The organism is Streptomyces sp. NBC_00873, assembly GCF_045207415.1.
GTDB lineage: Bacteria > Actinomycetota > Actinomycetes > Streptomycetales > Streptomycetaceae > Streptomyces.
Genome location: NZ_CP108803.1, coordinates 1,308,016 through 1,320,332, shown reverse-complemented (window position 1 = coordinate 1,320,332; position 12,317 = coordinate 1,308,016). Strand labels below are relative to the sequence as shown.

The following is a 12,317-nucleotide window of genomic DNA, read 5'->3' as shown; positions in this document are numbered from 1 at the left end:
CGGCGACGGTTCCTCAGCATCGGCAGGACCGGATCCGGGTTTGAGTAATCCGCCTACGTCGGAGGAGTCGCATCAACAGCGGTGACCCCATGCCGCTCGAGGGTCCCTGCACCGTCAGCCGGTAGTCCGGCCCCCCGGTACGAAGAGAACTAAGGTGGTAAACGGGTCATGTAGGAACGCCCCCGGAGGGGCCATGCGCCGACACCGAACCACCCATGCCGACAGCGCCCAGGAAGCCCTGCTCACCCTCGGGCGTCTTGTCGACCAGGCGCTGGAGCGGCTCAGGATCCAGCGGGCGCGTGCGGAACTGGCCGAGGCATTGCAGCGCCACCTGCTCCCGCCCCAGCTTCCGCAGCTGCCCCACCTGGCCATCGCGGCCCGTTACACCCCTTCGCATGACGGTCTCGATGTCGGGGGCGACTGGTACGACGCCTTTCCGATGACGAACGGGGCGGTCGGGATCGCCATCGGTGACGTGCAGGGTCACGACGTGGAAGCCATTGCCTTCATGGGGCAGGCCCGCACAAGCCTGAGGGCCCTCGCCTGCGCCACGACCGATCCGGGCGAGGTACTGAGCCGCGCCAATGATCTGCTCATTTCCATGGGCTGCGGCCTTTTCGCGACCTGCTGCTTTCTGACCTTCGACCCGCTCAGCGGCGCGCTCGCCATTGCCCGCGCAGGCCACATCCCGATGGTCTGGGCCACGTCCGCCAGTCACTTCGGCATCGTCCTCGACAGTGGCGGCCCGCCGCTCGGCATACTCCCCGGGGAGGTCTATCCGGTGACGCGACGATGGCTGACGGAGCCGGGATCGTTGGTCATGGTCACCGATGGGGTGGTGGAAGGACCGGCCTGCCCGATCGAGAAGGGGCTGGAGGAGGTGGTACGGCTGGTCTGCAGTGGTTACGACGGCGACCCCGACGACCTGGCTCGTGAAGTGGTGAAGGTGGCCGATCTGACGGGCCACTGCGACGATGCCGCAGTCCTTGTCGTCCGATATGCCGGCCTCCCCGGCCGGGGGTAGCCATGGCCCGCGCCGCATGCTCCGCGCTGCAACGACCGAGGTGGCTCCCGGCCCGTCCTGGCCGGTAGAGCCCTTCCAGGTGGTGTCCGATGACTGCCGTGCTGACCAATCCGGAGCTTCGGCGCAAGGGCGCCGCGACTCTCCTGGTCCTCGCTGTCGCAGCCGCCTACTACGGGGCCGCCCAGCTGGGTCTCGTCGAACAATTGGTGCGCGGACAGGTCACGCCGCTCTGGCCCCCTACGGGCATTGCCCTGGCCGGTCTGCTCGTCTTCGGGCTCCGCGTCTGGCCGGGCATTGCGATCGGAGCCTTTCTTGCGAACGTGTGCATCGGACCGACGGCTCTCACCGCTCTGGTCATCATGGCGGGAAACACGCTCGCACCGGTCTGCTCCTACCTGATGCTGCGGCGTGCGGGGTTCCACAACGATCTGGACCGGCTGCGCGACGCGCTGGAGCTGGTCTTCGTCGGTGCCCTGGGCGGGATGCTCATCAGCGCGACCGTGGGCAGCAGCGTGCTGGTGCTGTCCGGCGCCCTGAGCCCAGGAGATTTCTGGCCCACGTGGTCGGTGTGGTGGACGGGCGACGCCATGGGCGTGCTGGTCGTCGCACCGTTTCTGCTCGTCCTTCGCGAGGCGTGGTGGCCACGCGGTGTGGCACTCCGGCGGTGGGCCGAAGTGGCGGCCCTGTTGCTCGGCACCCTTGCGGTCACGCTCCTGGCGACGGGCAGCAGCAGTGCCTCCCTGCTCTTCCTCGTCTTCCCGTTCCTGATCTGGGCCGCGTTCCGATTCGAACGCGCCGGCGCCGCGTCGTGTGCGCTCGGAGTCTCCTTGCTGGCGATTCTGGCCGCCGGTCGTGGGGCCGGTCCGTTCGCCCATAAGGAGCTCTTCATCAATATGGTCACGCTCCAGGCCTTCAACGGCACCACTGCACTGACCGCGCTGCTGCTCGCGGCGGTCATCACCGAGCGGAACCGCACCCACGACGAGATCAAGCGGCTCTGCGGGCGGCTCACCGACATAGTGGCGGCCATGCCGGACCACCCGGTCACCGACCAGTGGCTGACGTCCGACGACCCCGACGACCCCGACGACCCGGACGGCCGCGCCGACGATCGTTAGGGGTGCCCGGCCGGCGCCCTCTCCGTACGCGCCCCGGTGGACATCAGGCAGAGCAGCCCACCGGGGATCTGCGTGGAGTCGGCGACGAGCGCGCCGCCCAGGAACCGGTATTGCGGACTCCTGCGCCACCCTGTCGGGCGCGACATCAGCGGGACAGCACCTCGGCCAGGTCGTACCGCACCACTTCTTCCAGCTGTGCGTAGGTACAGCTCCCGGGGGTACGGTCCGGCCGCCACCGGCGAAACTGGGCCGTGTGCCGGAACCGGTCGCCCTCCATGTGGTCGTAACCGACTTCGCACACCCGCTCCGGACGCAGCGCCACCCATGACTGGTCCTTCTTCCCGGACCAGCGGCTCGGTGTACCGGGCAAGCGGGCGGTTTCGTGGGCGGCGGCATCCGCCCACGCCGCCCACGGATGGTCGGCGAACTCCGTCCGCAACGGCTCCAGCTCGGCGGCCAGCTCCTCGCGGCGCTTCATCGAGAATGCCGCGCAGACCCCGACGTGCTGCAGGACGCCTTCGGAGTCGTACAGACCGAGCAGCATCGAGCCGACGACCGGGCCGCTCTTGTGGAAGCGGTACCCCGCCACCACACAGTCGGCGGTCCGCTCGTGCTTGATCTTGTACATGACGCGGACGTCCGGGCGGTACGGCAGATCCAGCGGCTTGGCGACGACACCGTCGAGCCCGGCACCCTCGTACCGTTCGAACCACTCCTGGGCGACGGCCGGGTCGGTGGTCGCGGGGGCGAGATGGACGGGGGCCGAGGCACCGGACAGCGCCGCTTCCAGCACGGCTCGGCGGTCCGCCTGCCGGGTGGAGAGCAGCGAGTCGTCGCCCACCGCGAGGATGTCGAAGACGACCAGACTGGCCGGGGTCTGCTCGGCGAGCAGCCGCACCCGTGAATCGGCCGGATGGATGCGTTCGCTGAGCCGGTCGAAGTCCAGTTTCCCGTCGTACGCGACGACGATCTCGCCGTCGATCACACAGCGCGGCGGAAGATTCTCCCGGACCGCGGTGACCAGCTCGGGGAAGTACCGGGTGAGCGGCTTGCCGGTGCGGCTGCCGATCACCACCTCGTCGCCGTCGCGGTGCACGATCGCCCGGAAGCCGTCCCACTTGGCCTCGTACTGCATGCCCGGCGGGATCCGGGACACGGACCTGGCGAGCATCGGCTTCACGGGCGGCATCACCGGCAGGTCCATGAACCGATTCTTGCTCGGATACCTCGACGCGGCTCCCGATATGCGGCATATGTGGGCCCGGCCTACCGTGGCCCCCATGGGCGCAGCGGTGGAGTTGGATGCAGACGGACGGGCAGTACGGCTGTCCAGCCCCGACAAGGTGTACTTCCCGCAGAAGGGCTACACGAAGAGGGACGTCGCCGAGTACTTCCTCTCCGTGGGCGCAGGAATCACGCGCGCCCTGCGCGACCGGCCGACCACACTCCAGCGCTTCGTCGACGGTGTCGACGGCGACTTCTTCTACCAGAAGCGCGCCCCGAAGAACCTCCCCGACTGGATCCCCACCGCCCGCATCACCTTCCCCAGCGGCCGGCCGGCCGACGAGATCTGCCCCACCGAACTCGCCGCCGTCCTGTGGGCGGCCAACCTCGGCACGCTCACCTTCCACCCCTGGCCGGTACGGAGGGCCGACACCGACCACCCGGACGAGCTCCGCATCGACCTCGACCCGCAGCCCGGCACGGACTACGCCGACGCGGTCACCGCCGCCCATGAGCTGCGCGCCGTCCTCGACGACCACGGTCTGCGCGGCTGGCCCAAGACCTCCGGCGACCGCGGCATCCACGTCTTCGTCCCCGTCGAACCCCGCTGGACCTTCACCGAGGTCCGTCGCGCGGCCATCGCGGCCGGCCGCGAACTCGAACGCCGGATGCCGGACCGGGTGACCACCGCGTGGTGGAAGGAGGAGCGCGGCGAACGCATCTTCGTCGACTTCAATCAGACCGCGCGCGACCGGACGATCGCCTCCGCCTACTCCGTGCGGCCCCGGCCGCATGCTCCGGTCTCCGCACCACTGCGCTGGGACGAGATCGACGACGCCGAGCCGCGAGACTTCGACATCCGCACCATGCCGAAGCGGTACGCGGAGGTCGGCGACGTGCACGCGGACATGGACGACCACGCCTTCCGGCTCGACCGGCTGCTGGAACTGGCGGACCGGGACGAGCGGGAGCGCGGGCTCGGTGACATGCCCTACCCGCCGGAGTACCCGAAGATGCCCGGCGAACCCAAGCGGGTTCAGCCGAGCCGCGCCCGGCACGACGAGAACGGGGAGGCATGAGCGCGCCCGATCTGGAGCCCGTCACGCCGTACGGGGAACACGCCCGCCCCCGGACCCGCGGTGACAGCTGGGCGGCGTTCAAGGAGTCCCCGTATCTGCCCGCCGTCGTACTGATGTTCATCATCGCGGCCGCGGCCGGTCTCTTCGCCGGCTCCTACACGTACGCGATGGCCAACCCGACTCCGCGCAACATCCCGGCGGCCGCGGTCGGCGATCTCGGCACTCCGCGCGACAAGTTCTTCCTCGACCGGCTGGAGGTCACGCTCGACACCTCGCTGGTGCTGCACGAGTACGCCACCCAAGCCGAGGCCCGCACCGCGCTGGAGGAGCAGAAGGTCTTCGCCGTCCTGCGGTCCGCGAACGGCGGGCTCGCCCTGGATGTCGCGAGCGCCTCCGGAGCCTCGGTCGCCCAGCTGCTCGCCGAGTCCGCACTGAAGGTGGCGGAAGCGACCCATGTGCCGGTGAAGGTCACCGATGTGAAACCACTGCAACGGGGTGATCCCCGTGGCCTTGCTCTCTTCTACATCTCGCTCGCCGCGGTGGTCATCGGCTTCGTCGGCGCCATCCAGCTGAGCGTGCACGCCAAGGGGCTGAACCCGCTGGAGCGGATCGGTTTCACCGTCGCGTACGCGCTGCTCGGCGGCTTCGCGATCGCCGCCGTGGTGGACTGGCTGCTCGGCTCCGTCGATCTGCCGTTCGTCCAGTCGTGGATGATCCTCGCCTTCACGATGTTCACCACGGGCATGGTCTTCACCATGTTCAACACCCTGATGGGCCGCTGGGCGATGATCCCCACCTGGGGACTGATGGTGCTGCTCGGCAACCCGTCCTCCGGCGGTGCGGTGTCCTGGCCGCTGCTGCCGTCGGTGCTGGGCTTCATCGGCCGCTGGCTCCCCCCGGGCGCTTCGGTCAACGCCCAGCACGCCGCCGTCTACTACCAGGGGCACCAGCGGATCTTCCCCTACCTGGTGCTCGCCGGCTGGTCACTGGTCTCCTGCACGGTGTTCTGGGTATGGCGCCACCGGCACCCCGGAGGCCGTGACCACATGCCTCAGCATGCGGCCACGGCCTCCTGACCTTCCATGGCCGGTCTAAAGCTCCTTGATCCGGATGTCGCGGTACGAGACCACGTCAGTGGTGCTGTGGACCTGGAGTCCGATGTAGCCGGAGGAGAACCTGCGGCCGTCGGTGCCCGGGTCGTCGCCGCCTGGGCCGACAGAACCCGGTCAGGGTTCCGTCGGCCCCGTCGCCAGACGCAGCTGTTCCTCCTCGACGATGCGCCTGGCCAGGCTCCCGTCCGACACGTCCACGGCGTCCGGCGTCGTCTCGGCGACGTCGCTGCGCCGCGCGTAGGCGTCGAACAGCCGCTCCTTGCGGGCCAGAATGTCCAGCATCCGCTGGTCGACGCTGTCCGTCGCGAGCAGCCGGTGCACCTGGACCGTGCGTATCTGCCCCATCCGGTGGGCGCGGGCCACGGCCTGGTGCTCCATCGTCGGTTTGATCTGCGGCTCGCAGAGGATGACAACCGACGCGGCCTGCATGTTCAGCCCGACGCCACCGGCCTGGATCTGGCTCAGCAGGACGGCGTGGCCGTCCACCGTGCTGAACTCGTCGATCAGCCCCTGCCGACGGGCGGCCGGGACGTTGCCGGAGACCGGCCCGAACACCCCGTTGCCCAGGGCCTCCCGGACCGTGGTGAGTACCTCGCGGAAGTAGGAGAACACGACGACCTTGAGCCCGTTGCCGGCGGCCTCCGTGACCAGCTCGCGCAGCCGGTTCAGCTTCGCGGAGGTCTCCGGCCGGGCGTACGCGGCCCGGCGCATCCGCATGAACTGTCCGGCGGCGACCGCTTCCCGGTAGGCGTCGAGATCCGCCTCGCTGAACTCCTCCCACTCGTCGACCTGCACCAGCGCCGGGAGTTCGGTCAGCACATCCTCCTGGTTGCGCCGCAGATAGGCGGGCGCGACGGCGCGGCGGAAGGCGTGCGAACCGGCGACCCCGTGGGTGGTCCTGATCGACGGTGCCAGTTCGGGCTGGAGATGACGGACCAGGCTGCGGAACTCCTCGACCCGGTTCTCCATCGGCGTACCGGTCAGGAACAGCACCCGTTCGGTGCGCCCCGCCCAGCCGGAGACCGCGCGCGAGCGGCGGGTGGCGGGGTTCTTGACGTAGTGCGCCTCGTCGACGACCAGCATGCCGGGCCGCTTCCCGCCGTCCCGGGCGGCCGGGAGGGTGTGCAGGGCGTCGAAGGTGGTGAGGGCGACCCCGCCGCGCTCGCCCCAATCGGCGAACGCCTCCTGTCGCTCGGGGCCGTGCACCGGCAGCACCCGCAGGGTGGACCGGGCCCGGAGCTCCCGCGCCCAGTTGATCAGCACGCTCGCCGGGCAGACCACCAGGAAGTGCGTCTCGCCCCGCGCCGAGAGGTGCGCGAGCGCGGCGATCGCCTGCACGGTCTTCCCGAGCCCCATCTCGTCGCCGAGGATCACCCGCTTCTGCGCGAGCGCGAAGCGCGCACCGAACGACTGGTAGCCCCGCAGGGAGACCCGCAGATGCGCATCGTCGAGCCGCAGCCCGCGCACCCGGTCCGCGATCCCCGACGGAAGGAACCCCTCGGCGGCGTCCTGGTCGGGCCGCGTGCCCGACATCTCGGCGAGCAGGCTGTAGTACTCGGCGGACCGCAGCTCGAAGTCGACCCACGCCGCGAGGTCCGACTCCGGGGCCCGCAGCAGATCGACCGACACCTGCCCGAACAGCAGCGGAAGCCCGCGATCCGTCGCCTCCGCGACCACGGTCCGGACAGAGGCGACGGCAGTGAGCGCCGCCGTACGGGCCTGCCGCCCGGCGAACAGCATGCGCAACCGCGCGCGGGCCGGTCCGGCCTCGGTGAGCAGCGGCTCCAGCCGCCCGACGAGCCACCGGGCCGCGTCCACGGCACGCCGGACGTCCGGACCGGCCTCGACCAGTCGGTGCAACGCCATGACCAGGGCGGTCGTGGACTCGTCCGGCGCCGCCACGTCGATCCGGACGGCGACCGTGTTCCGGACCGCGTGCGCGATCTGGCCCGCGGCGGCGAGCGCCTGATCGGCAGTCTGCGCACCGACGCCGGGGATCTGGCGGAGCTCGTACCGATTGGCCTCATGGACCTGACCGACCGTCGTGTAGCCGGCCTGCTCGACCGCGCCGAGGCGCAGGCGGCCCTCGGTGACGTCCTTGAGCCGGGATACCGGGATCGCGGCCAGCTCACGGTGGATCAGGAAGTCGAGGATCGGGGTGAGAGCGGCGTGTATGGCGTCGGTCGCGCGGGTGTGGTCGGCCAGCACGACACGCGCCGCGTCGAGCAGCCGTTCGGCTTCTGCGATCAGCTCCCGGGCTGCCTTCCCCGTCGGCGCCCCGGTGTCCCTCGCCCCGGTACCGGTCTCCCCGGCCTCTGTCATGTACGTACCTCTGTCCGCGCAGCCCCGCTGCCGCCTTGCCCGGCAGCTGCCCGAGTGAGGCATATCGTGCCATGGGCCGATGACAGTGCAGGCCCGGCGGAGCAAGAGCCCCGGTGTACGGTCAGGACGCGGGCGGACGGCGTTCGGCCGGGGACAGCAGCAAGGCATCCAGCGTCCTGGCGCAGGACCGCGCCTGCGCCAGGAACCACTCGGTGCGCGCCTCCGTGATCACCTCAGGCGTCGCCCGTACCGCCAGGGCGAACCACGCAGGACCGGCGCCGTCCAGCAGGCTGCGGCGGTCCTACTGGCCGAGGTCGAACACCGACCAGTCGGTGCCCTTGCGCTCCCGCACATAGATACGGGAGCCACGGCAGACCACTGTGTTCCGCTTCAGCACGCCGCCGTCCGGCCGGGCCAGCAGCGTCCTGCGCTCTTCCGGCTCGACAGCCGTCTGGGTGATCCGGCCGTGTTCCAGCGTTCCGTTGCCGGTCAGGAATACGACCCGTTCGCCGTTCACCGCGAGACCGTGCACACGGCGCACCGATGTGGGGCGCACGTGTACGGTCCCGTCGCCGCCCACCTCGATCAGCGGGTAGTGCGTGTACGGGCAGGCCCAGGCAGTCCCGCCGTCGACGTTCAGCGCCACGCAGTCCGACATGTCGATGAGCCCGGGGCCGGGGCGGAACGACCAGAGCGGCTCGCCGGTGCTGCTCCAGCGGCGCAGACCGGGATGGCTGAGTGGATCATCGCCGTAGACCCCCTCATCGAAATAGCCCACCCATAGATCACCCGCCTCGTCGGCGATCAGGTGCTCGATGCCGTCGCCCATCCGGAACGTCCAGGACGACCGTCCCAGCGCGTCGAAGACCTGCACGTGCTGCCTGTCGATGGTGCTGCGGAATTCCGCAAGTACGAATCCGCCGTCCGGGAGCGCGTCGAAGGCGGGGCGGTACAACTGCACCGCGCTGAGGTGTGTCTCGTGCACACGGCCGTCGTCCGCGGTGACCATCGTGGCTTCGTACGGATCGGACGTGGCATGCACGGGGATGTGCTCGCGCAGCAGCCAGTGCGCGCGGCCGTACGCGTCGACGGTGCTGCTCATCATGTGCAGACCCCGATAGGTGTGCGGCAGACGGGCGTACGGGGTCAGAGGTGTGGACTCCATGGTGCTCCTCGGCAGGAAAGCGGGAACGCGGAACGTGAACCGGGCGGCTGCGGACATGCGCAGGTGCCGGCGGCGCGTGGGCCGAGGGGCGGAGCAGGGGGCGCCTACGAGGCATGAGCCTTTCTGGTGGTCATGCGCCGATCATCCATGAGGACCGAGCCGAGGCGCAATGGTTTCCCGCGTTGCGCAGTCTGCGGTTGTCAGTGCCCGGTGCAAGACTCGGATGGTCAGGAGAAACCCCTGCAGTGCACACGCGGGACTCGCTGAAGGAGCGCACCATGCTCACCACCGGTTTTGTCACCGGATCCCCCAACTGGCTCGATCTCGGCACGCCCGACCTCGACCGGGTCACCACCTTTTACCGGGGCCTCTTCGGCTGGGACTTCGTCCCCGGCGGCCCCGAGACCGGTGGGTACGGGATGTTCATGCTGGACGGAAAATCGGTCGCGGGCGCCATGACCGTCACCCGGGAGCAGGCGAAGTCGTCCTGGTCGGTGTACTTCCAGACGCCCGATGTCGATGCCACCGCCAAGGCGGTCGAGCAGGCCGGCGGCGCGGTGCCCTTCCAGCCGATGGATGTCCTCGACTTCGGTCGGATGGGCGGCTTCACGGACCGGGGCGGCGCGTACTTCGGGACCTGGCAGCCGAGAAGGAACACCGGCCTGGGCGTGGTGGGCCTGCCGGGCTCGCTCTGCTGGACCGAGCTGTACACCCCGGACGTGCCCGCGGCCGCCGCGTTCTACGGCATGGTCTTCGGGTGGGAGACCCAACAGGTGGCGTATCCCGGCGGCGGTGGGTCCTACACTCTGATCCGTACCGAGGGCGGCGGCGAGCATGCCGACTTCGGCGGGCTCGTACCTCTCGACGCCGTTGCGACCCAGGGCGTTCTGGGACCGCACTGGCTGCCGTACTTCGAGGTCGACGACTGCGACGCCACGGTCGCGGACGTCGAGCGGCTGGGCGGCAAGCTGACGCTGGAGCCGATGGAGATGGAAGGCGTGGGCAAGTTCGCCAACGTCGCCGATCCGTACGGGGCGCAGTTCGCCGTGATCAAGAGCTCGGATACGTCGGAAAGCTGACCGGAGGGCGTACGGCCCCGCATTGATGCGGCGTTGAGCAGTCGTTTATCGCGACCGGGCATTGTGTGCGCCATGCTGATCAACACCGTGACCGACCCCGCACTCGCCTGGCAGGAGACGGCGCTCTGCGCGCAAGCGGGACCCGAGTTCTTCTTCCCTGCCCCCGGCAGCTCCACACGCGAGGCGAAGCAGCTGTGCAACGCCTGCGAGGGCCGGGTGGCCTGCCTGGAGTACGCCCTCGAAAACGACGAACGGTTCGGCGTCTGGGGCGGACTGTCGGAGAAGGAGCGGGAGCGGCTGCGCAGAGTTGAGCGCGACCGGGCCTGAACTTTCCCGGTAAGCCCCAGAATTCGGCCCTCCGGATTCCGGCCGCCTTCCCGAAGCTCCTCAAGACCGCCTGCGACTGGGACTGCGGCACGGTGGAGCAACCGGTCATCGACGGCCGTGAGCTGGGTCACAGGCCCCCGGCTGCGGGTGCGCGGCGTGCCGGAACTGTGGGTGGTCGACGCCTCGGTACCGTCGCGGTCCCGATGTGTGTGTGATGCCGCGTCACGAAGAGGCGACGGCCCACGAGTGAGCGGGCTCGTGGGCCGTCGGGCGGGCGGCGGGTCAGGCGTTCGCGCGGGCGGCCATCCGCGCCTTGCGCGCGGCCAGCTTCTCGTCGAACTGGGCCGCCTGGCTGTCCAGTCCGCCCATGTAGAGCCCCAGCTCTTCCTGCGCCTTCAGCCCGTCCGGGCCGAGCCCGTCGATGTCGAGGACCTTCAGGTAGCGCAGCACGGGCTGGATCACGTCGTCGTGGTGGATCCGCATGTTGTAGATCTCGCCGATCGCCATCTGCGCTGCGGCCCGCTCGAAGCCGGGCATGCCGTGACCGGGCATCCGGAAGTTGACCACGACGTCACGCACGGCCTGCATCGTCAGGTCCGGGGCGAGCTCGAAGGCCGCGCCGAGCAGGTTGCGGTAGAAGACCATGTGCAGGTTCTCGTCGGTGGCGATCCGGGCCAGCATCCGGTCGCAGACAGGGTCGCCCGACTGATGGCCGGTGTTGCGGTGCGAGACGCGGGTCGCGAGTTCCTGGAAGGCGACGTACGCCACGGAGTGCAGCATCGAGTGCCGGTTGTCGGACTCGAAGCCCTCCGCCATGTGCGCCATGCGGAACTGCTCCAGCTTGTCCGGGTCGACGGCGCGCGAGGTGAGCAGGTAGTCGCGCATCACGATGCCGTGCCGGCCCTCCTCCGCCGTCCAGCGGTGCACCCAGGTGCCCCAGGCGCCGTCACGGCCGAAGAGGGAGGCGATCTCGTGGTGGTAGCTGGGGAGGTTGTCCTCGGTCAGCAGGTTCACGACCAGTGCGATCTTGCCGATGTCGGTGACCTTGGACTGGTCGGCCTGCCACGCCTCGCCGTCCTCGAAGATGCCGGGGAAGTTCCGGCCGTCCGAGAAGGGGACGTACTCGTGGGGCATCCAGTCCTTGGCGACCTTGAGATGGCGGTCGAGCTCCTTCTCCACCACTTCTTCCAGGGCATACAGCAGTTGGGCGTCGGTCCACGCCTGTGAACTGCCGAGGTGGGGAGAGGTGATCGTCACGGGGGCTCCTGGGGACGGGAGAAGTACCTACGGCTTCGTAGGTTACGAGACCGTAGGTTAAAGCGGGAGTAAGGCCCCCGCCAAACCCGTCCACACGAAGTCCGACTACGTACCGTTATGTCTGCAGGTCACGCAGGCGCACCGAGAGGCAGGTCACGCACCCTTCCAACTTCTCGAACTCGCTGATGCCGGAACATCACCACGGTGTCCTCGACGAACACACTGTCCGGGTATCCGTCCGACGGCTGCGCCTCGACCGTCTCCCATCCGTACTCGCCGAGGACGGCGACATACCGCTCCGACTGCTCGACGGCGAGGCGGACATCGACGGGGGTGCGCTCGACATGGGTGACGAGATCCTCGGCGAGACGCGGGCCGGGGCGGCGGACCAGGGCTTTGTCCTCGCCAAGGCCGACCGGCTGCGCCTCCACGGGGAGCGGATCAGCGCGCGCATCGACCTGACCGCGTTCCGCCACCACAAGGCGCCCGACGACCGCACGTCGGGGTGGGCGTGGGCCACCTGCCCGAACCCCGCGTGCGGGTACAGCACCGGGCGGGACAACGCCGCCTGGCAGCGGATCGGTGCCCAGCCGGACGGGGCACGACTCGG

Annotated in this window: 11 protein-coding genes and 1 pseudogene; 6 read left to right on the top strand and 6 right to left on the bottom strand. The window is 69.6% G+C overall.

From position 1 onward, the window contains the following. Positions 1-193: 193 nt before the first annotated feature. Entirely contained in the window at positions 194-1,024 is an 831-nt protein-coding gene (locus OH809_RS06215) for a PP2C family protein-serine/threonine phosphatase (protein WP_406423343.1), read from the top strand. 89 nt (positions 1,025-1,113) lie between these two features. Next, positions 1,114-2,142 carry an MASE1 domain-containing protein gene (locus OH809_RS06210; RefSeq protein ID WP_406423344.1) on the top strand — a complete coding sequence of 343 codons (1,029 nt, stop codon included), beginning with the start codon at positions 1,114-1,116 and terminating at the stop codon, positions 2,140-2,142. Here OH809_RS06210 and OH809_RS06205 read toward each other — a convergent pair. Together OH809_RS06205 and OH809_RS06200 are read right to left on the bottom strand one after the other, a co-directional pair. Further along, a complete protein-coding gene (locus OH809_RS06205) occupies positions 2,139-2,288 on the bottom strand; it encodes a hypothetical protein (RefSeq protein ID WP_406423345.1) in 150 nt (49 codons plus the stop codon). The two genes, OH809_RS06210 and OH809_RS06205, sit on opposite strands and share 4 nt — an antisense overlap. Continuing rightward, complete coding sequence (locus OH809_RS06200) at positions 2,288-3,346, bottom strand: ATP-dependent DNA ligase (protein ID WP_406423346.1); 1,059 nt, start codon at positions 3,344-3,346, stop codon at positions 2,288-2,290. The genes OH809_RS06205 and OH809_RS06200 overlap by 1 nt, the downstream gene beginning before the upstream one ends. A 76-nt stretch (positions 3,347-3,422) precedes the next feature. Between OH809_RS06200 and ligD the strand changes: the two genes are divergently transcribed. Together ligD and OH809_RS06190 are read left to right on the top strand one after the other, a co-directional pair. Further along, positions 3,423-4,445: a non-homologous end-joining DNA ligase gene (gene ligD / locus OH809_RS06195; RefSeq protein ID WP_406423347.1), complete on the top strand. Its 1,023-nt coding sequence runs from the start codon at positions 3,423-3,425 to the stop codon at positions 4,443-4,445. Continuing rightward, positions 4,442-5,521 (top strand): ABC transporter permease, encoded by a 1,080-nt coding sequence (locus OH809_RS06190; RefSeq protein ID WP_406423348.1) that lies wholly within the window; start codon positions 4,442-4,444, stop codon positions 5,519-5,521. Before ligD ends, OH809_RS06190 begins: the two co-directional genes overlap by 4 nt. Before the next feature lie 150 nt (positions 5,522-5,671). Here the strand turns inward: OH809_RS06190 and OH809_RS06185 are convergent, their stop codons facing one another. Both OH809_RS06185 and OH809_RS06180 read right to left on the bottom strand, forming a co-directional pair. Then, positions 5,672-7,879: a DEAD/DEAH box helicase gene (locus OH809_RS06185; protein WP_406423349.1), complete on the bottom strand. Its 2,208-nt coding sequence runs from the start codon at positions 7,877-7,879 to the stop codon at positions 5,672-5,674. Positions 7,880-8,180: 301 nt separating this feature from the next. Continuing rightward, positions 8,181-9,044: a hypothetical protein gene (locus OH809_RS06180; protein ID WP_406423350.1), complete on the bottom strand. Its 864-nt coding sequence runs from the start codon at positions 9,042-9,044 to the stop codon at positions 8,181-8,183. A 278-nt stretch (positions 9,045-9,322) separates the two neighbouring features. Between OH809_RS06180 and OH809_RS06175 the strand changes: the two genes are divergently transcribed. After that, the gene (locus tag OH809_RS06175; protein WP_406425348.1) at positions 9,323-10,123 is read left to right on the top strand and encodes a VOC family protein; all 801 of its coding nucleotides are present in this window, start codon (positions 9,323-9,325) and stop codon (positions 10,121-10,123) included. Between the two features lie 72 nt (positions 10,124-10,195). Next, positions 10,196-10,450 carry a WhiB family transcriptional regulator gene (locus OH809_RS06170; RefSeq protein ID WP_393304751.1) on the top strand — a complete coding sequence of 85 codons (255 nt, stop codon included), beginning with the start codon at positions 10,196-10,198 and terminating at the stop codon, positions 10,448-10,450. 282 nt (positions 10,451-10,732) lie between these two features. On the opposite strand, the gene OH809_RS06165 is transcribed toward OH809_RS06170, so the two are convergent. Continuing rightward, positions 10,733-11,707, bottom strand: coding sequence for an acyl-ACP desaturase (locus OH809_RS06165; protein WP_406423351.1), 975 nt, complete (start codon positions 11,705-11,707; stop codon positions 10,733-10,735). 185 nt (positions 11,708-11,892) lie between these two features. Continuing rightward, positions 11,893-12,138 (bottom strand): annotated as a pseudogene (locus OH809_RS06160) (hypothetical protein); the annotation flags it as partial. Positions 12,139-12,317: the final 179 nt, after the last annotated feature.